The organism is Hyalangium versicolor (assembly GCF_020103695.1).
GTDB classification, from domain to species: domain Bacteria; phylum Myxococcota; class Myxococcia; order Myxococcales; family Myxococcaceae; genus Hyalangium; species Hyalangium versicolor.
Genome location: NZ_JAHXBF010000018.1, coordinates 66,541 through 86,010, shown reverse-complemented (window position 1 = coordinate 86,010; position 19,470 = coordinate 66,541). Strand labels below are relative to the sequence as shown.

The 19,470-nt window shown below is 65.5% G+C and carries 17 protein-coding genes and 1 pseudogene; 1 reads left to right on the top strand and 17 read right to left on the bottom strand.

The genetic code is table 11. From position 1 onward, the window contains the following. Positions 1–2 precede the first annotated feature (2 nt). On the top strand, positions 3–866 hold the full coding sequence (locus tag KY501_RS33270; protein ID WP_224367709.1) for a cobalamin-binding protein: 864 nt from the start codon (positions 3–5) through the stop codon (positions 864–866). 26 nt (positions 867–892) lie between these two features. Here the strand turns inward: KY501_RS33270 and KY501_RS33265 are convergent, their stop codons facing one another. The 17 genes and pseudogenes from KY501_RS33265 to tssJ all read right to left on the bottom strand — a co-directional run bounded on the left by KY501_RS33265 (position 893) and on the right by tssJ (position 19,452). Next, positions 893–1,747, bottom strand: coding sequence for a DUF4123 domain-containing protein (locus tag KY501_RS33265; RefSeq protein ID WP_224367708.1), 855 nt, complete (start codon positions 1,745–1,747; stop codon positions 893–895). Positions 1,748–1,793: 46 nt separating this feature from the next. Then, complete coding sequence (locus KY501_RS33260; RefSeq protein WP_224367707.1) at positions 1,794–2,240, bottom strand: hypothetical protein; 447 nt, start codon at positions 2,238–2,240, stop codon at positions 1,794–1,796. Beyond that, positions 2,237–2,815, bottom strand: a complete 579-nt coding sequence (locus KY501_RS33255; protein WP_224367881.1) for a hypothetical protein — start codon at positions 2,813–2,815, stop codon at positions 2,237–2,239. The genes KY501_RS33260 and KY501_RS33255 overlap by 4 nt, the downstream gene beginning before the upstream one ends. Then, positions 2,816–3,094, bottom strand: a pseudogene (locus KY501_RS54045) (PAAR domain-containing contractile injection system baseplate protein); the annotation flags it as partial. Between the two features lie 8 nt (positions 3,095–3,102). After that, positions 3,103–5,220, bottom strand: a complete 2,118-nt coding sequence (locus KY501_RS33245; RefSeq protein WP_224367706.1) for a type VI secretion system tip protein TssI/VgrG — start codon at positions 5,218–5,220, stop codon at positions 3,103–3,105. A gap of 118 nt (positions 5,221–5,338) precedes the next feature. After that, on the bottom strand, positions 5,339–6,058 hold the full coding sequence (locus KY501_RS33240; RefSeq protein WP_224367705.1) for an NAD(P)-dependent oxidoreductase: 720 nt from the start codon (positions 6,056–6,058) through the stop codon (positions 5,339–5,341). Positions 6,059–6,084: 26 nt separating this feature from the next. Next, positions 6,085–7,086, bottom strand: a complete 1,002-nt coding sequence (locus KY501_RS33235; protein ID WP_224367704.1) for a hypothetical protein — start codon at positions 7,084–7,086, stop codon at positions 6,085–6,087. 50 nt (positions 7,087–7,136) lie between these two features. Next, complete coding sequence (gene tssG, locus KY501_RS33230) at positions 7,137–8,180, bottom strand: type VI secretion system baseplate subunit TssG (RefSeq protein ID WP_224367703.1); 1,044 nt, start codon at positions 8,178–8,180, stop codon at positions 7,137–7,139. After that, on the bottom strand, positions 8,144–9,886 hold the full coding sequence (gene tssF / locus KY501_RS33225) for a type VI secretion system baseplate subunit TssF (RefSeq protein ID WP_224367702.1): 1,743 nt from the start codon (positions 9,884–9,886) through the stop codon (positions 8,144–8,146). Before tssF ends, tssG begins: the two co-directional genes overlap by 37 nt. A gap of 21 nt (positions 9,887–9,907) precedes the next feature. Next, the gene (tssE, locus tag KY501_RS33220; protein WP_224367701.1) at positions 9,908–10,303 is read right to left on the bottom strand and encodes a type VI secretion system baseplate subunit TssE; all 396 of its coding nucleotides are present in this window, start codon (positions 10,301–10,303) and stop codon (positions 9,908–9,910) included. A 63-nt stretch (positions 10,304–10,366) separates the two neighbouring features. Further along, positions 10,367–10,858 (bottom strand): type VI secretion system tube protein TssD, encoded by a 492-nt coding sequence (tssD, locus tag KY501_RS33215; RefSeq protein WP_224367700.1) that lies wholly within the window; start codon positions 10,856–10,858, stop codon positions 10,367–10,369. A 130-nt stretch (positions 10,859–10,988) separates the two neighbouring features. Beyond that, positions 10,989–12,476 carry a type VI secretion system contractile sheath large subunit gene (gene tssC / locus KY501_RS33210; RefSeq protein ID WP_224367699.1) on the bottom strand — a complete coding sequence of 496 codons (1,488 nt, stop codon included), beginning with the start codon at positions 12,474–12,476 and terminating at the stop codon, positions 10,989–10,991. A 21-nt stretch (positions 12,477–12,497) separates the two neighbouring features. Further along, positions 12,498–13,007, bottom strand: coding sequence for a type VI secretion system contractile sheath small subunit (tssB, locus tag KY501_RS33205; RefSeq protein WP_224367698.1), 510 nt, complete (start codon positions 13,005–13,007; stop codon positions 12,498–12,500). Positions 13,008–13,145: 138 nt separating this feature from the next. Next, positions 13,146–16,805, bottom strand: a complete 3,660-nt coding sequence (gene tssM / locus KY501_RS33200) for a type VI secretion system membrane subunit TssM (protein ID WP_224367697.1) — start codon at positions 16,803–16,805, stop codon at positions 13,146–13,148. Beyond that, positions 16,805–17,497, bottom strand: a complete 693-nt coding sequence (locus KY501_RS33195; RefSeq protein WP_224367696.1) for a DotU family type IV/VI secretion system protein — start codon at positions 17,495–17,497, stop codon at positions 16,805–16,807. Before KY501_RS33195 ends, tssM begins: the two co-directional genes overlap by 1 nt. Before the next feature lie 33 nt (positions 17,498–17,530). Then, positions 17,531–18,898 (bottom strand): type VI secretion system baseplate subunit TssK, encoded by a 1,368-nt coding sequence (gene tssK, locus KY501_RS33190; RefSeq protein ID WP_224367695.1) that lies wholly within the window; start codon positions 18,896–18,898, stop codon positions 17,531–17,533. Continuing rightward, entirely contained in the window at positions 18,895–19,452 is a 558-nt protein-coding gene (tssJ, locus tag KY501_RS33185) for a type VI secretion system lipoprotein TssJ (RefSeq protein WP_224367694.1), read from the bottom strand. The genes tssK and tssJ overlap by 4 nt, the downstream gene beginning before the upstream one ends. Positions 19,453–19,470 lie beyond the last annotated feature (18 nt).

Sequence of the window (19,470 nt, the reverse complement as noted above, 5' to 3'; positions counted from 1 at the left end):
CAATGAACACCCGGCTTGCCAGCCTGCTCTCCGCCTCGCCGCGCCATCCCCAACGCATCGTTTGCATGACGGAGGAGACGACGGAGACGCTGTACCGCATCGGAGCGGGAGACCTGGTGGTGGGCGTGTCCGGCTTCACGGTGCGCCCGCCCGAGGCGCGCAAGAAGCCGAGGGTGAGTTCGTTCCTGGATGCCAACTTCGAGCGCATCCTGGACCTGAAGCCGGACCTGGTGCTGGGGTTCTCGGACCTTCAGGCGGATCTGGGGCGGGAGCTGTGCAAGCGCGGTGTGCCCGTGTACCTCTTCAACCAGCGCTCGATCGCGGAGATCCTCCAGACCGTCCGGGTGGTGGGCGCACTGGTGGGGCGAGCGGAGGCCGCGGAGAAGCTGGCGGACGAGTTGACGGCGAACCTGGAGAGGCACGCGGAGGCAGCGGAGAAGCTGCCACGCCGGCCACGCATCTTCTTCGAGGAGTGGCACGAGCCACTCATCTCGGGCATCCGCTGGTGCTCGGAGTTGGTGGAGGTGGTCGGCGGAGAGGACGTCTGCCGCGAGTCGCGAGAGCAGCAGGGCGCCAAGGGGCGCATCTACACGCCCGAGGCCGTGGCCCAGCGGGACCCGGAGGCGGTCATCGCGAGCTGGTGTGGCCGGAAGGCGAAGCGGGAGAAGATCGTTGAACGGCCAGGCTGGGCTCAGGTGAGGGCGGTGGTGGACGATCAGCTCTACGAGGTGAAGAGCACGTTCATCCTCCAGCCGGGCCCCGCGGCGCTCTCAGACGGAGTGGAGCAACTCGCGCGCATCGTGGCGGCCGTGGCGCGGGGAGAGAAGCTGCGCTCACCCCGGCCAGGAGATTTGCGAGCGGCTTGATTCAGCGAAGCTTCGTTCTCGATGTGTTACGCCGGGTGCACGGTGAGGGAATGCGTATCCTCCACGAGCGTCTCGCACATGAAGGAGGAGACCGGACCGAAGAAGTCCGCTTTCTGCTGGGAGGCGCAGGTCGGGAGGAACTGACTCAGGACGCGTGGATCGTAGAAGCGGAAGTAGAAACGCCCCTCCGCGCCTTCGAGCTCAATCATCAGGAACTTCCGGAAGTGCCTGCGGGTATCGGTGAACGAGGCGTTGCTCGTGAGGAAGACCCCCCAGGCCTTGCCCCAACCTTCCTCCACCAGAGAGTTCAAGAGCATCGATTCTCGGGGTAACCGCACCAGGTAGGGAGCCACCTCCGCGAGAGCCACGCCCTTGGGCCCTTCGTAGAGAGAGTGATGTTCTTCCACGGACTCGCGCAGCAGCGTGAGTATCCGCGCGTCCCGAGCGGCATCCAGCACGGCATACAAGCCATCCTGGCTGCCCAACAGGCTCAATGCCTTGCTTCTGCCTTCACTGTCCGCGACAGACCCGGATTCATCCCCAGCTGTATCGGCAGGAGTGTAACGCTCGACATACGTGACGAAATCCGTTCCCCCCGCACGTATCCAGCCGCCATGGGGGACGACGCCCTCCTTGATGGGCTTGCCATCCAGGAGTGTTCCTGCCGAGGTCCTCAGATCGCGAATCCGGCACCTGGAGCCATCCCAGGCCAATTCGAAGTGCTCTTCCTCCAACCGGGAGTCATGTGGCAAAGCCAGACCCGTGGCCTCGCTCCTTCCCACGCGGAGAACCTGTCCTGGTTCGAGCACGGCCTTTCGATAGGCCATGGGGCCCCAGCGCACCTGCACGATGGCGCGTCGGTCGGCGATTCGATGAGTCATGGCGGCCTGCCTGTATGACGATCAGCGAGGGCATGGAACGGGTTGGCTATGGATTGGCGAATCGAAGCGATTGAACAATGTCCTCGCAGAGGGACAGTTCTTGTTCTTGTTTGCCCCACTGGCAGACGTAGGTGACGAGTGCGAAGTTCTTCTTGTCCGAGACATTCCAGACACGGACGAAGTTCTCTCCGGCATGATAGCTCATTCCCGCGCCAACGAGCGAATCCGTCTCGAACGTTGCGTCGTCCAGTGCATCCCCAAGTTCGCGAGCCTCACCGAATTTCAGCACCATGTCGCGCAGATCGGCTCGGGTCGGATTGGGTATAGGCCCGCTCTTGTAGAGCCCCACGGAGAACTGCAATGCCCCGACGCCATCTTCGGAATCCGCGAGCGTGTAGGGCTTGTCGGGGGACTCTACTTCGTCGGTGATGTCAGTCCAGTCCTCTGGGACCGTGACTTGAACGCTGCCAAGCCTGATTTGTCGCGAAGTCATTTGAGCTTCCCTGTTTTCGGATCGTAGGGTAGCAGTTGCGTCTCCTCCTGCCATTTGTTTTTTTGATCAGACTTGAATGTGGCACGGCCTGAAGGAGTATCTGGCTTGAAGTCCCCGAAATCGACTCCGGGCTTCCAGGTCGACCCTTCGTATTCTGAAGGGTGTTTGCCTCCGACGACTTTCACATCTTGGCCAGCCTGGCCAGGTTTGGTGAATTCCAATTGGGTTTCAGGGAACTTCTGACGAAGCTGATCAGGAAGCTTCCCTGGCTTATCGGAATGCAAGGTGCTGCCAAAGCTAGCGGCTTTCTTTGTTTCGGGGTGTGCCCCTCCTTTGGGCTTGGAAGCAGCGCTGTTGGATGCTGCTGCCGCGGCTGGGGCGGAGGGTGGCGCGGGCACGTCAGTGGCTGAGGCGGGAGCATCTTGTGTCTCTTCGGGGGCGTCTTTCGCCGCCTGAGCTTGAGCCGCTTGAGCAGCCAGGGCTTTCTTTCGCTTCTCGCACTCTTCGCAGAACGGAGTTCCGCTCTGCGCTGCGACAATGATGGTCTGCCCTTGAGCGGAAGACCCGATGATCACCGTGGGGCATCCCGCGACCAGCACGCCCCCGTGCGACGTGGGGTCTCCCAGGCGGGCTGCGGGCTTGTTCCCGATGATGACGGTGGGCTCACCCTGAGAGATCGAGTCCGATACTCCCGGCCCCACGCAGAGCAGGGAATCTCCCACGCGAGCTGCCGGCATGAAGCCGATGATGACGGTGGACTCACCCGAGGTCGTCGGGCCGCCCACGTGAGGGACGGGTCCCGGCTCCACCTTGGGGCAAACGTGCATGTCCGTGATTCGTGCGGCGGGCGGCATGAATCACCTCACTTCTTGCCGTCATCGGCGAGCGTAGGCTTCGTGGGCTGGGCCTCCACCGCATCCGTGGGCGCGGTCGGCTTGGCCCCGCTGCCGGAGAGCGCGGACCCTGCGCTGTTGATGTTCACCAGCGTCCCCTTGATGGCGATGCCTCCACTGTCGATGGTGATGAATCCACCCGGCCCCTTGAGGGTGATGCCGGTCTCGGCCTCGATGACCACCTTCTTCGTCTTCAGGTGGATCTCCTTGCCGGCCTCCATCGCGTGGATGGCTCCCACCTTCACCTGGAGATCCACTCCCACCGTGAGCGACTGCGTCTTGTCCACCTGCTCGTTCAGCACGCCCTTCACGTGCAGGTGGCTGTCCTTGTGGATGAGCTCCTTCTTGTTGGACTTGATGACGATGTCCACGTCGCCAGGCCCGTCAATGCCACCCACCAGCATCTTCATGTCTCCGCCGATGTGGTCCTGGCTGTGGCGGTGCACCTTCAGGTTCTTGTCGCGGAAGACCATCTCGTTCTGGTCGCCCACCTTCCCGTCCTTGCCCTCGGCGCCAATCGTCTGATGCCGATCGTGGAGGATGTTCTCGAACGAGTCGTTCTTGACGTGCTTATCCATGTTCCGCTCGGCATGGATGAAGATCTGCTCGGACTTCTTGCGGTCCTCGAACCGGATCTCGTTGTAGCCGTTGCCACCCTTAGAGCTGTTCGACTTGATCGTGCTCTTGGTCTTCTCGTCCGGCAGCGCGTACGGCACAGGATTGTCACCGTTGTACACGCGCCCGGTGATGATGGGCCGGTCCGGATCTCCCTCGATGAAGTCGACGATCACCTCCTGGCCGATGCGCGGAATGTACATGCCACCCCAGGACTCGCCTGCCCAGAGCTGGCTCACGCGGATCCAGCACGAGCTCTTCTCGTCCCTCTTGCCCTCCCGGTCCCAGTGGAACTGGACCTTCACCCGTCCGAACTCGTCCGTGTAGATCTCCTCGCCCGAGGGCCCCACCACGGTTGCTGTCTGCACGCCTCTCACCACTGGCTTCGGCGTGACGCGCAGAGGCCGGTACGGCACCTCCGCGGAGATGCACGAGAAGTGGTTGGAGTAGCTGAAGTCACCGCCGCCGGACTCTTCATCCAGCACCTGGGGCTGGTAGCCCTGATGCCCCACGCTGGTCAGCAGGTAGCGTGTGTTGAAGTCCCCCCGGATGTGCTCGGCCAGGGTGAACATGAAGCCCGGCGTGAAGCGCTCGCAGTCGCTCTCGCCGTAGCCCACCTTTCTCACGGACTGCCATTCCTCGAGCCGGATCTGGGCAATCGTGTCGCTCTTGGCCGCCGTGCCGCGCCCGGGCATCTGGTACTCGCCCGGGTAGTCGTACACCTCGAGGTCCGAGTCCTTCTCGGCCTGGAACTTCCCGTCCATCGGCATGGTGGGCTTCTTGAAGTTGAAGTCCCTCAGGGCGAGCTGTCCGGGTTGGATCTCCTCGGCGAACCGGAACCGCTGGACGTGGTCCTCCGTGATGACACCTCCCGTCACCCGGCGGAACGGCAACGTCTCGCCCTTGAGCCCCGCGGGAATGGGATTGCACGCCGCCGCGCTGTCCCCCATGACGAGCACGTGTTTGTCCAGTGAGTGCTCGAAGTAATAGAAGAGGCCGTCCTCCTCCAGGAGCCGGCTGATGAAGGCCCAGTCCGATTCTCGGTACTGCACGCAGTAGTCGCGCGGCTCGTACGAGCCATTCAACGAGAACCGGAAGCGGTCACTCGGAATGCCCGCTGTCTCGAGCACCTTCTTGATGATGTCCTGGGTCGTCATCTGCTGGAAGATGCGGTTGTCGTGCCGGTGCTTGAGCCGCCACACCTGCGGCACCACGGTGACCTGGTAGATGGCGTTGCGCGGCAGGTTGTTGACGTGCTCGAAGCGGCTGACGATGCCGTGGACGAAGCGCGGCTGGAACTCGCTCATCATGCTCAGCACCGCGGGCTGGCCGATGACGCTCGCGAAGTCCATCGCCGGATCCTCACAGGCCACTTCGAACTGGAACTCGTACTGGCTGGAGATGGCTTCGTGGCCGGAGAACCGCACCACGAGCAGGTTCTCGGGACACCCGGAGATCGCGAACCGGAACAACAAGGGACTGCCGAGTACTGTGGATCGTGCATCCATAAGACATGCCCTCGGGTGCAACAGGAGTCAGGGAAGGGATTGGGAAATAGGGATGGGGCGGGTTCCTGGGTGATGAGAGGGATCAGCCCCCGAGTACGGGAGAGAGCCGGACGTAGCGCCGGTTCTGGAGTTGCTCGAGCATGAACATCGCTACGTCGGCCCGAGAGATGCCGTCGGGGACCTCGGTCCATCCGACGGAAACCTGGTAGCTCTTGCGTGCGGGCTCGTTGGTGAGCCGGGTAGGGCGGACGAGCACCCATTCCAGAGGGCTGCCGCGGATGGAATCCAACTGCCGCTCCCAGCTCTGCGCGGGCGGCTTCTGGAGGAAGGGGGAGAGCAGCCTGCCGATCAGCCCTCGCCGCACCCAGCCATCCTTCGCGGGGGGCGGAGCCAGGCTGACGAACCGGTGGACCCGGTAGCGCTGCATGGACGTCACGATGTGTTCCATGGCCTTGACCAGCGAATCGCTCGCCCGCCGGCCCGAGAACCCCAGCGCGGACAGCACGGCCCGCTGTCCCAGCATGGCCGCGTCCACCGCGTCGGGGTTCAGGACATCCCCCTCCACGATATGCAGCTTGGGGTGTCTGGCCGACAGCGTGCTGCGGCTGCGCACGAAGGCCGTGACGGTGTGACCTGCCGCGAGGGCCTGCTCGACCAGACACTGCCCCGTGCGTCCCGAAGCTCCGAAGATGAGCACGGGAACCGCGAACTCCTCGGGCTTCTGCTCGCGCGTGGGTCCATAGGCGACGGTGTTTCCACGGCCCGTCACCGAGATGCTGAGCATGTCGTCAGGCTTGTCCATGGAGAGGCCCTCTTTCGTTCACAGGACTACGGCTGGACCTCCGCCGTCTTGGATTCGGGAGGCACCGTTGCTCCCGGGATGTGCACGGGGGCGGGCTCCAGGAACTTCGCTCCCGCGACCAGCTCCGGCTCCAGGAGCTTCACCCAGACGGAGGGTTCGTCTCCCACCAGTCGGGAGTCCTTCACCGCCAGGACCCGCTGGGCCTGGGCGCGGCGGTAGGGAATGGGAGGCATCGCGGGCTGCTGAGGATCCAGGATGGACATCACCACCTGCTCGTCGAGCACGATGCCCTCCGGCTTCACCGACAGCGTGGACGTGAACTCGACCTTGCTGTGCAGCCCATTGGGCAGCGAGAGCTCCTTCTCACGGCTCAAGGGGAACCAGGCGGGACCCAGGCAGCCCCCGTTGCGGTTGCTCGCCACCGCCTCCGCGAAGAAGCGTCCCTGACGAAGGGGCAGGACACGCGCCATGCGGCGGCAGGTGGGTGGTGCCTCATCCGTGCAGACCTCGCCCTCGGCGACCAGGACCTTGACCTCTCCCGCCGTCTCCAGGCGCAGCCGGGCCTGTCGAGGATAGGCACGCAGGCTCCCCAGGGCCCGGACCACGAAGCCTTGAGTGGTTCGCTCCACCAGTCCGACGGGCCCCAGTCCCTCTCCGTTCGTGAAGCGCCGCGCGACAATCCAGACGAGCCGCTGATTGGCCTCGATCGTCTCCAGGACGAGGTCCTCGTTGGTGAGGCGCTCAGGAGGTGGCAGAGGCTTCGCCTCGGGGCCCGGCTCACGGCACTCCTCCGCTTGGGGCTCCTGCCACACCACGGGCACTCCCGAGCAGTCCACGCTGGGCGAGGGCGCCACACCCTGCTCGCGATCGAAGCCGTGCAGCAGGAGCGCGAACCAGTCATCGGGCGTGGGCACGATGCGGTCGGACATGGCGGCCTCCGCGATGCACAGCTTCGGCTGAGGCTGGGAGGCGCAGGCCAGGAGGAGGGCACTCAGGCCCGCACTGATGAGGAGGGGAAGGGAACGCATGAAGGTCTCGGCTCGGGACAGGGGAAATCGAATCAGAGGGGGTCGCGTGCTCATGAGGCCCCCGGAACGGTCAGGCGGTTCTGCCGGTTCGTGCCGAGCCAGGTGTCTCGCCCGAGCTTCGACGGCCAGCCGCTGGAGAGGGTGAAGGTGTGAGTGACGCTCTCCGAGAGGAAGAGCTCGAAGGTGTACTCGAGCGGATCCTTCACGAAGAGAGAGACGATCTCCCGCGCCAGCGGATACAGATCTCCGTCCGCCATGAGTCGGCGCCAGGCGCGAGGAGAGAGGGGACCGATCTCCACCTGGAACCGTCCCATCCGGTCGTACGCCCTGCCGCCCAGCAGCGTGTTGCGGCCGAGCAGGTTGTTCACGACGCCCAGCTGCATGCGCGCGTCGATGTCCACCCACCGCCCCACGAACTGCCGGACGGTGACCTTGGCTCCCTCCAGCTCTGCGGCGAGCACGTCCTGCAGCGCCATCTCCAGCTTCTCGGCGGTGCGGACCCGGCTGACCAGCAGACAGGCGATCCGCAGCAGCCGCCACGGAGGAAGGATGCCCGGCCAGGCCCGCTCGTACGTGTCGAACCCGGACAGCGCCAGGATGCGGCGGGACCACTGATCGGTGCAGCTCGCGGTCAGCTCCCGGGTGACGCGATACCGGGATTCGATGCGGTACAGCAGCGACAGGAGCCGGTGATGGAACAGGTCCAGGAACTCCCGCTGGACCGACTCGTCCGGATCCTCCTGGGCCACCTCCTCAGCCATGTACAGCGGTAGCGGTGACGAGGAACCCGTGAGCCCCAGGAACGTCGTCGACACCTCGAAGAGGGGCCGCCGGGAGTTGGGATCATCGGCACGGGCGGGCACCTCGCGCAGCACCACCGCGCTGACGTCGCTCGTGGAGAAGCCCAGCGAGGGGTCGTGCCGGAAGCGGATGCGCTCCTCCAGCACGGGCCCCATTTCGCCCACGCGGGCCGCGTCCGAGGTCAATCGCTCGAGGAATGCCACGAGCGGGAAGAACCCGGGCCGGAACGGCGCGGAGCTGACGACCTCCGAGGCTTCTACAAGGTCAACTGGGAGCCGTTGCGCGGGGACCACGAGTACTCCATCTGGGAGGGCTGGAGGCGGATGCCCAGCTCGTTGAAGGAATTGAGGGTCACGTTCGAGGCGAACAGCTCGTCGAGGATGCAGCCGAAGAGGAATGCGTCGCCGGCGCCCAGGAAGTTCGTCTCATCCAGCGCCACGGTGATGCGGTTGCCGCGCAGTGGACTGCCCTCGAGGAACCGCGTCCCGGCCTTCACGTCCACGGAGCGGATGGCGTTGATGCGCAACCGCGTGGCGCGCGCGGCCAGGTCATCCGTGAGCGCCTTGAAGTTGTAGAGCTCCAGCAGGCGGCGCAGCACGTCCACCTCGCCCAGGGTCTGCTGGTTGACGGCCAGGTGAGACAGGAGCCGCCAGTGCAGCTCCGTGCCGAGCGGCGCACGCGCGGGTCTGCTCACCGGTGAGATGTTCTTGAAGCGCGCGTTGGTCGGAGAGGAGATGGTCGGCAGGTGGACGTCCCCCACCTGGAGGCGTGTCGGGAGCGAGCGGTGGGTGCACGTGAGCTCGATGGACAGCGTCTCTTCCGCGATGGAGGGCATCACGTCGCGCGGCGTCTCCAGCGAGAGATAGGTGTCGATGCCGTCGTCGATGGGGGAGGCTGCCCTGCGCAGCCGGTAGAAGGCCGACTCGATGCCATCTCCCGCGGCGTGGGCGAACTCGAAGAAGGGGCGGTAGTTGCGGCGCTCGTTGAGTCCTGCCTGCAGGCCCGTCACCGAGTCCACGGAGAAGACCTCCATGTGGCGGGGGTCGACACCCTCGGCTCGCACGAGCTGATCGTGGGACAGCACGCTGTGGCGCAGCGGGTGCGCGGAGGACGAGAAGAGGTTGATGGCGGGCGCGCAGTAGAGGCGGAACATCTCCTGCCCCACGCGGGCCTCCAGCGGGGGAGGGCGCTCGAACTGGAGGGCCAGCTCGAAGCGGTCGCTCGCGATGTGCCGCACGGCGTCCAGACCGCGGATCTCGAAGAAGAGGAACTTCTCCGGGAGGGTGAAGTACTCCTGCAGTTGCCGGTACCCCTCGGATGCTCGAGGCCAGGGCAGCAGCCGGAAGTCGCGGTCGAATCCCAGCGCGTGAACGGCGCGGGCCCCCAACTGCACGGACTTGCCGTAGTCGTTGTTGAACTGCACGCCGCGGCAGTAGCGCAGCAGCCACAGCAGCATGAGCGCGCTGGTGGCCAGCTCGGCGTGGAGGAAGATTCGCAGGCCCTGGGGCCGGAAGATCTCCGAGTAGATCTGCTCGTGGGCCTGGAAGAAGAGCCGCAGCACCGGCGAGGTGACCGACGACTTGTCGAGCAGCGCGTCCTCGAGCGTGAGGGGCAGCAGGTCCACCTCCGACGTGGTGCGAAAGACGCACGAGGTGCCATCGAGTGGCCGCGCTCCGATCTCCACCCCCGCGGGGATGGTGGAGCGGCCGCGCAGGGCCCGCACCTGGGGAGTGAACTCGATGATGGTGGAGGCCGGGACGGGCCGCAGGTAGTGCGGCAGCAGCAGGTCCGTCAGGACGTGCACCATCTCCGGGATGTCATCATCCACGCGCTCGCGGACGCGCGCCGTCAGGAAGGCGAACCCTTCCAGCAGTCGCTCCACGTCCGGATCCGCGCCACGCTCCACCAGCATGCCGGCCACGCCCGGGTTGGCCAGGCCGAAGGCCCGTCCCATCTCCCGGAGGTAGGCCAGCTCACTCAAGAAATACTTGCTGAACATGAATTGCCCTCGACCTCGGACTCACCACAGCTCGATCTGGCTGCTTCTCCCCAGCCGCGTGAAGAAGCGGATGGGCCGACGCGAGCCCCGCTGCACCAGTTGCGCGGAGACCTCGAACTTGAGGCTGGTGGGATCCAGCTCGTCGGGCACGTACACGACGGCGACATTCTTCAGGCGAGGCTCGTACTCCTGGATGGCCTGCCTCAGGGACATCTGCATCCGCTCGATGGCGGACGGGAAGGTGTGGATGATGTCGTTGAAGTCCATGATCCCAAACCCAGGAGCCGATACGGACTCCCCCTTGCGGGTGTTGAACAGCATGCGAAGGTGCTCGGTCACCTCCTCGACGGGATCGCCCCGCCGCGAGGTGTGCACGTCGCCACTCTTGAGCCGCGAGAAGAGTCCTCGGTGTGTCATGAGCAGAGACCTCCAGGGAGGCGCCCGCCGTCGGGGGACGGACGCCTCCCTGAAGTGGCGCAACTAGCGCTGCGCGCTCCAGGAATCCTCGTGCGTCACGCCACCGTTGGTGTACGTCCACCCGATGGTGTGGAACACGAAGGTGAGCTCCTCGAGGGCCGGATCCTTGGAGGTGGCCGGGACAATGGTGTCCGGAACCACCTGCTTGATCGTGTTGATGCGGCCCTGCTTGAAGTTCACCGAGTAGAACTGCTCCGTGGTGCCGTCACCGGTGGGGTTCGGGCGGAAGAACTTGAAGGTCGCCTCGATGACCTGGTTCTCGCACAGAGCCTTCATGAGCAGCGGGGTGGACTTGTCGATGCGCTTGCGGATGAGCAGCGGCTGGTACTGGCGCCGGCCCGTCGCGAGGCCGGAGCCCGCCTCGCGCGCGGTGATGACGCCCTGCTCGTAGTAGACGCACTCGATGGAGCCTTCGCGGCCCAGGCTGACCTGGGTGCTCTCGCCCTTGATCTCCGTCCCGTTTGCTTTCAGGTAGAGGTGTACTGTCTCGGCCATTTCTGCCTCGTATGGACTGCGGGGTGTTGGGGTGTACCGGGCCTGTTGTCAGGCCCGGTGCTGAGGAGGACTGCACTGGGCGCTTCAAGCCGCGACGCCCAGTCCTCTCCCGCTCCGGGTGGAGCGAGGGTCACTGCTTGTCGAGCTTGCCGACGAGCGACAGGGTGAAGGAGGCACCCATGTACTTGAAGTGGGGGCGGACCTGGATGCTGCACCGGTACCAGCCGGGCTGGCCCTCCACGTCCTCGACCGTCACGCGCGCGTTGCGCAGCGGCCGGCGGGAGCGGACCGCGGGCGCCGGATCATCCATGTCCGCGACGTACTGGCTGAGCCAGTTGTTCAGCTCGCGCTCGAGGTCCGAGCGCTCCTTCCAGCTGCCGATCTGCTCGCGCTGGAGCACTTTGATGTAGTGCGCCAGGCGGGTCATGATGAACATGTACGGCAGCTGGGTGCTGAGCCGGTAGTTCGTCTCCGCGGCCTTGCCCTCGGGGGTGCCGCCGAAGATCTTCGGGCGCTGCGCCGAGTTGGCCGAGAAGAAGGCCGCGTTGTCCGCGGACTTGCGGAACACCAGGCCGATGAAGCCCTCCTCGGACAGCTCGTACTCGCGCCGCTCGGTGAGGAGCACCTCGGTGGGGATCTTCGTTTGGATCTCCCCCATGGCCTCGTAGTTGTGCAGCGGCAGGTTCTCCACCGCGCCGCCCGACTGCGGGCCGATGATGTTGGGCGCCCAGCGGAACTTGGCGAAGGAGGCCGCCACGCGGGTGGCCAGCGCCGTGGAGGCGTTCCCCCACAGGTAGCGGTTATGGTAGCCGACACTGTCCTCGGTGAAGTTGAAGGCCTTCACCGGCACGGTGCCCTCGCCGTAGGGCAGGCGCAGCAGGAAGCGCGGCAGGCACAGGCCCACGTAGCGCGAGTCCTCGCTGTCGCGGAACGACTGCCAGCGCGCGTACTGCGGCCCCTCGAACATGGACTTCAGGTCCTTGAGGTTGGGCAGGTTCAGGAAGCTCTTCTCGCCGAAGAACTCCGGCCCCACGTTGGTGAGGAACGGCGCGTGCGCCATGGCCGCCACCGAAGCGCACTTCTGCATCAGCGCCATGTCCTGCGGGCCCGGGCCCACGTCGAAGTCCCCGCACATCAGCCCGTAGGGCTTGCCGCCGAAGACGCCGTACTCGTTGGAGTAGACGAGCTTGTACAGGCCGGACTTGACGACCTCGGGCGCATCCTCGAAGTCCTTGAGCAGGTCCTCCTTGGAGACGTTGAGCATCTCCACCTTGATGTTCTCGCGGAAGTCCACCTTGTCGATGAGGAACTTCAGCCCGCGCCACCGCGACTCCATGGACTGGAAGGTGGGGTGGTGGAGGATCTCGTTGACCTGGGCGCTCAGCCGCCGGTCCACCTCGGAGATCATCGCGTCCACGAGCGCCTGGTCGATGCGCTCTTGCGAGCGGTTGGGCGCCAGCATCTCGGCGATGAAGGCCTGCACGCCGTGCTTGGCGACATCATAGCCCTCGTCGCGAGGCTTGAGCTTGGCCTCGGCGAGGATGGTGTCGAGCAGCGAGTCATGGGTCTCGGCCGCAGCCGCGGAGTCATTCTTCAGCAGATTCTTGTCGGTGTTCATCGGAGTGTGACCTCGAGTGGGTTACTGCTTCGGCGCGTTCTTCTCGTCGGACTTCAGGCCCAGCTCCTTCATCAGCGTCTGGCGGCTGTCCGCGTCGTTGAGCAGATCCTGGAGACGGCGGCGGAAGGCGGGGATGTTGCCCAGGGGGCCCTTGAGGGCGTGGAGCGCGGCGCGGAGCTTGAGCAGCTTTTCCAGCTCCGGCACCTGATGGACAATGCTCTCGGGGGCGAAGTCCGAGAGGTTGCGGAACTCCAGCGTCACCGGCAGCGTTGCGCCCTCCTCGTTGGAGAGCCGGTCCGGTACCGCCAGGGTCACCTGGAGGTTCTGCTGAGACATCACGTCGTTGAAGTTGTCCTTGTCGACGTTGATGGGAGCGCGGTCCTCGATGGGGCGGTCATCCGGCTTCCCGGTGAAGTCCCCCAGCATGAGGATCTTGAGCGGCAGTTCGACCTGCTCCTGGGCGTTCCCAGTGGCGGGTTGATAGACGATGTTGACGCGCTCAGTGGGGGCGACGGAGGTTTCCTTGCTCATCTGCGACCGGTCCTTTGGTTTGACACTGCGGGTTGGCTACTGACTGCGGGACAACAGGAGGGACAAAGACAGACGGGTGGCGTCACCGATGCTCGGCGTGGGACACAGCAAGCTCTCAGCGCCTGGAGCGGCGAGCCCTCAGGGAGAGGACGTGGCCTTGGCGATGGGGGGGGCACAGCCTTGCGCCGCCTGGGCAATGCCTGCCGGTGGGCGCAGCCGTGGGTCTCTGAAGATCTGGAACAGCTTCGAGGAGGGACTGCCCGAGTTGCCGAAGAAGGGGTTGGCGAGGCGCTCCGGGCGGATGTCGATGGAGACCTGGGCGTTGTTCAGGTCGGGAATCTCCCAGATGGCGGTGAAGAAACGTCCGTCCGGGCTGGGCTCGATCTTCTTCACCCGCTCGAGGAGCCGGAACAGGCCCCACTCGCCCGGCGCGTCGAGGTCCGCGATGTTGCCCGCGGTGTTCACCACGCGCAGGTGCGCGCCGAGCTTGCCCGCGGGCCCAGGCCAGGTCATCGACCGCCAGCGGTCGTCCGGGCCGTTGCGATAGAGCTCCTCGGCTCCATCCACGGTCAAGGTGATGGACGCGATGTCCGAAGGAGAGGAGTCCGCGGAGCTGCCGGGGCGCAGGCGCACCGTGAAGCGCACGAGTGGGTCCACGGTGTCTCCGGGGAACAGCGTCGTGGCGAGGGCGTTGACGCGCTCCAGGTAGGTGAGCAGCTCGTCCTTGTACATGCCCGCGCCACTGGTGGGCTTCACCGTGAACTCCCACTTCCGGCCGTCAGGGATCACCTCCGCCGAGAGCTGGGCCTGGACGAACTTCTTCACGGAGCCGGTGGTGGGGTGGAGGAACTGCGTGAGTTCAGGCAGCGGCGCGTCCAGCAGCGAGTCCTTGTTGAAGGGGTAGCGGGGCGACATCAGCGTCGTGAACTGCGTGAAGATCTCGTCACACCACTTCTGGCTCTTCTGGGCGGAGACATCCCGCGAGACGATGGTCCGGACCTGCTTGAGAGGTGGCAGGAGGATCTGCTCGAAAACGGCGTGGCCTCCTTCCTGGCTCTTGATGAGCAGCTCGACGTTGTTGCGCGTCGACGCGAGCTTCTCGAGGAGCACGCCGGCTTCGTTGGGCTTGTCACGCACCTCGCGCAATGTGCCCATCACCAGCTCGAGCTGGTCCTGGTAGAAGTCGAGCTGCGTCAGCTTCTCTTCCTTGTCCGTGGTCTCCGAGAGCTTGGTGATGAAGGACAAGAGGGTTCCGAAGTGCCGCTCCACGTCGGCCGGGCCCAGCTCCGTCTCGCCGATGGACGTCGCGCGATCGACGAGCGGGTTGCCCTGGGGCGCCGGCGGCTTCTTGTTGAAGACCTGGGAGATGGCGTTGGTCACGCTGGTCAGCGTGCCGCCCGCGCTCTTGGGGCTCTCCAGGTGGACGTTGAAGGCGAGCGTGCGGAAGAGCTTGCCGATCGGAGGCGGCTTGCCGCGCGTGAGGCTCTCCAGGAGCAGCTCGGTCTGGTCCCAGTTCTGGGGCGCATCGACGCTGACCGAGTAGAGGAAGTCCGTCCATTCCTGGATGTATTGCTGGTAGTAGCGCGTGCGGAGCTCCGCGCGGTTGGCCTCTTCGTTCTCCTTGGAGTCGCGGTTGAGCACCCAGGCCTCGGAGCCCTGGAAGGAGGAGTCCATTCGCGCGCGGACCCAGTCCTCCCACGCCACCCGGGTGAAGGCGCCGCGCACCCGCTTGGTGGCGCGCATGAAGGGCACGGCTCCGACGGCGTCACCCAGCGACACGCCGATGTACTCTCGAGAGGCCTGCTCGACGATGCGCTCCAGCTCCAGGGTGGCCAGCGGCACCCGGTTGAGCGCTCGCCGCGAGGAGATCATCACCCGCTCGTCTCGAGGGAAGGCCAGTTGCTCGGGATCCGCCGCCAGCATGGCGATATAGGTCTGCGCATGCCGGGTGATGGCCTGCTCCAGGTTCACCTCGCCGCCCTGGCCGCGGATGTCCTCCCAGTGCTTGATCATCTGTTTGACGAGCCAGGACTGTTGAGACTCGTCGAGCAGCGGCTCGCGTGGGGTGCGTGGGTAGGTGATGAGCAGGTACATCTTCAGGTCGTCGAAGTGCTTGCCGTAGGACTCGTTGCTGGGCTTCCAGTCCGGGCGATCCTGGTTCTCGGCGAACAGCTCCAGGTTCTGCTTGATGCGCTCATGCTGGCGGCCGAGCAGCAGCCACTTCAGTTGGCCGTTGTAGAACTTCTGCGCGAGCGCGAAGAGCGGATCCCCCTTGTACAGGCCCACGCGCATCCACACGGGCGCTCCCTCCACCCGGTACCGGTTCAGCTTCGCCAGGTGTTGCTGTAGCGGACTCAGTTCCTGGATGCGGGTGATGTCATCGTTGGTCTCCAGCTTCACGGAGACGATGCTGTCGCGGACCTCCTGGAGCATGTCCCGGTTGTTGAAGAAGGAGATGGTGGGCAGCACCAGCAGCGCCACGGTGATGGCCAGGCAGGCCCCGGCCACGGTGTAGCGGCGCTTGCGCTGGCGGATCTCCTCCATGGAGCTGCGGACCGCGAGCTTCTGGTCCTGGAACATGACCTTGGTGAAGACGTCCCAGATGAAGAAGCTGCGGCCCTCGAGCGCGGTCTCGGCCGTGGGCTTCGAGGCGGGGACCAGGGCGTCGCTCGCGGTGGGTTGCGGACGCTGATCGAACGTCCGGAGCTCCTGCGTGCCGCTGGTGAAGTAGACGCCGCGCATCACCGGCGTGTCCTGGAAGACGTTCTCCAGGAAGAGCGGCTGGATGAACTCCGAGAGGTTCTTGCGGAGCGTGTCGAACCGCTGGGGGAACTGGTAGATGCGCTCGCGCGTCTCCAGCCGGCGCTCCTGGCCGAGCCGGCGGACCGAGCGCTGCTCGAGGATGCCCGTCATCTCGTCGAAGCGCTTGAGCAGCAGCTCCGTGGGCGCCTCGGGCTGGGTGGCCATCGGGACGGTGAAGCCCCAGATCTGTCCTCGCTCGGAGCGAGGCAGGTCGGAGAACATCTCCACGAACCCCGTGAGCAGGTCGCACTTGGTGATCATCACGTAGATGGGCACCACGATGCGCAGCCGGGAGGTGAGCTCGTCGATCCGCTCGCGGATGCGCTGCCCCAGCTCTCCCGCCGCCTGGGGATCCGCCCCCATCAGCTCGTTCACGCTCACCGTGACGATGAGCCCGTTGAGCGGACGCTGAGGGCGGTACTTGCCTAGCGTGTCGAGGAAGGAGACCCACTCCTCGCGGTCCTCGTCGCCCGTGACGTAGCGGCCCGCGGCGTCCAGGAACACGGCCTCGTTGGTGAGCCACCAGTCACAGTGGCGCGTCGACCCCACGACCCGGCCGGCGCCGCCGCCCCTGTTGGAGAGGTAGGGGAACTTCAGCCCCGAGTTCCGCAAGGCCGTGCTCTTGCCGGAGTCCGGCGGTCCGATGACCAGGTACCAGGGCAGCGCGGCGAGGGCATCCCGGCCGCCGCGCGACAGCTTGGAGGTCTTCAGCGCCGAGGCCGCTCGCGCGAACTCGGTCTGCATGGCCTGGATCTCGGGAGCTGGCTCGATGCGAGCCAGCTTGGCTGTCTCGGGAGCAGGAGGCGCGGGAGGTTTCTCCGCCGCTTGTTCCTTCTTCTTCTTCGCGCGAGCGCGCAGGCGGCGGACGAGCACGATCATCAGGGTGAAGAACATCACCACGCCCGTGACGATCAGGCTCGGGATGATGGGCTGGTGGAAGTAATAGGTGCCTCCCCAGATGGCACCCAGGAGGAGGACGACGATGGCGTAGAGCATTACCGTGCCTCCTTCGCGACCGTGGCCATGTGGAGCTCGATGTCGTGCAGCATGCTGGAGGACGTGCGATCCAGGGCGAAGTAGAGCCCTCCGTAGAAGAGGAGAGCGGCCGCCATCGCCACCAGGGCCGCCGAGGTGAGAGAGAGCCGGCGGCGGGCCATCGCCAGGTTCTCCACCGGGCGCTCTCCGTGCGGCGCGAGCACGTCGAAGTCGAAGGGCTGCGCACGCTCCAGGTCCTTCTGGACGGCGTCGATGAGGCTCATCAGCTCGAGCTCACCCCCGCGGATGCGGTAGCGGCCCTGGAAGCCGAACAGGAGACAGAGGTAGTAGACCCGCAGCACCTCCGCGCGGTGTGGATCCTTGCGGATGGAGTTGATGCGGTTGAAGAAGCTCTCTCCCGCGACGGTCTCGTTGAAGTAGTGGAGCTGCAGCAGGTTGCTCATCCAGAACTGCCGGTAAGGTTCCGGCTTGTTGAGGACGATCTCGTCCATGAGCGCCACCAGCGCGTAGCCCATGTCCTGGGCGTCCTGGTGGCTGAAGCCCATGACGGCCGCACGCCGGAGCACCTCATCCGTGACGCCGCGGAGGCGATGGTTCAGCACCTCGGGAGGAGGCACCTGAGACGCCTCCGCCTGGCGAAGGCGGATGATGGTGTCGAAGCAGTCCTTGGTGACTTCGTTGACTCGGTCCATGTCGATTCCGGGAGGCGGGGGAGGGCTGGTGGCTCACCGGCCCACGGTGGGCACGGCGAGCAGCTCGATGGAGGTGTTGGCGGAGCTGAAGGGGTGCGGCAGGTAGAGGGCGACGGCGTGCTCTCGCAGCACCGTCCGCCAGCCTCCGTCCTGCATCGAGAGCGAGAAGTACGAGGCACCCGGGCGGACCGGCACTTCCGGAGGCGGCCGGTAGGTGACCTGGAGCGGCACTCCCGGCGTGGTGGCCTGGACCAGCCCCTGGATCTCCGACCAGCTCCCCAGCTTCGAAAGCTTGGGGAGCTGATCCGCGACGACCTGCTCCGGCAGCTCGCTGCGCACCATGAGCAGGAACTGTCCACAGCGCTCGATCCGCTCGTCCTCGAGCTTCGCGCGGTAGAGCCCATCCGAGCCCAGCTCCATCGGCACGGTGAGGCACTGCTCCAGGGCCACCGCGCGCATGAGCTGCAGCAGCTTCCGGAACATCTCCTCGAAGGTGACGCGGAGGTTGGTGAACTGGAAGGGCGGCATCGAGGCCGGATCCGCGTCCGCCGAGAAGGTGCAGAGCTGGCCCCCGAACCGGCTCAACATCAGGTACAGGTCATGCGGGCGCATGTTGCCCGCCTCGATGACGTGCGAGAGGTAGGGGATGATGCCGTTGAGGGCATGCAGCTCCAGGAACAACGTCACGTCAGAGGCGGTGAACTCGAGCGCCGAGGCGTCCCGGTGCCGGCGCCGCGAGGCAAGCTGCCGCTGCTTGGACACCAGCAGCCGCAGCAGCGAGCGCAGCTCGTTCATGATGAACGGAGAGGCGCTGATGCGAAGGACGGGCGGGATGTAGTTGTCGACGAGCACCAGGCTCCCCGACTTGTCCCGCGTGAGTTCGGCGATCTTCATCGAGTCGAAGTCGTCTCGAGGCTCATCGCCGAACAGGATCTTCACGTTGCGCTGGGCGAAGGCGATCTGCACCACGGAGGTGGCGGCGTGCAGATCTCCCACCGGGCGGCTGCGAGGCGTGAAGCGAGGGTTGGCGCCCAGCTTCCCGGCGGCGCCATAGCTCTCGACGTCGCTGCGCTCCTTGGGGATGCCCAGGTACACCTCCATCATCTGTTGCGTGGGACGGAAGTGGCCTTCCACGGGCCTCGCCGCGGGCGACTCCTCGTGCCCGGCCTCGAAGGCCACGGGCAGGCCGTCCGGCAGGACGCCCAGGAACTCCAGGAGGTTGACCTGTCCAGCGCGGAGCGCCTCCATGTCGAACTGCATGGACGACACTCCCCACGGGTAGAGACACACCGAGCCCAATCGGCTCTCCACCAGTGTCTCGTGATACAGATCCAGTTGTTGAAGATGGTGGGGACTCATGAACATCCCCTCCGACCAGATGATGCGCTGCGGGGCCCTCATGGCTTTCTCCTCGAAGGGCGCAGGAAGTCGATCTGGTAGCCCTGGAGCTTGAAACGAAGCTGTGTGTCTTGCGACGTGGGAAGGATGTCTCGGTCCCCCGCGGTTTGTTCCTCGCACTGGTTGGCGGGAACGGGCGGGAGCTTCGCGACGGCGAGCCACGAGTAGCCGAGCGGCTGGCGGAACAACCCGATCGCCGCCACGAATTGAGCCTTGGGATCGCGCTTCATCCAGCGCCCCGTCTCACGGCCGGGAGCCACCGTGAACTCCGAGGTGAGCAGCAGATCCTCGCCCAGGAACTCCTTGGGCTCCGACCAGAGCTTCTGGAAACTCGCCCGCTCCAGCTTGACGGTGTCCTTGAGCTGGAGGAACTGCACCACCGTGGGTAGCGAGCGGCCGAGCGCGTCTGGGTTGACGCCATCCGTCGCCGCATCGACCCGTGTGTAGATCGGAGGTGGTGTGTCGCAGGCGGTTGCCTTGCGCGCGGCACAGCCAGGAAGAGCCAGCAGCGCGCATGCAACCGAGGCTCGCGCGTGTTTCCATTGCAGATTCGACATGCCCCCGCTCATGATCCC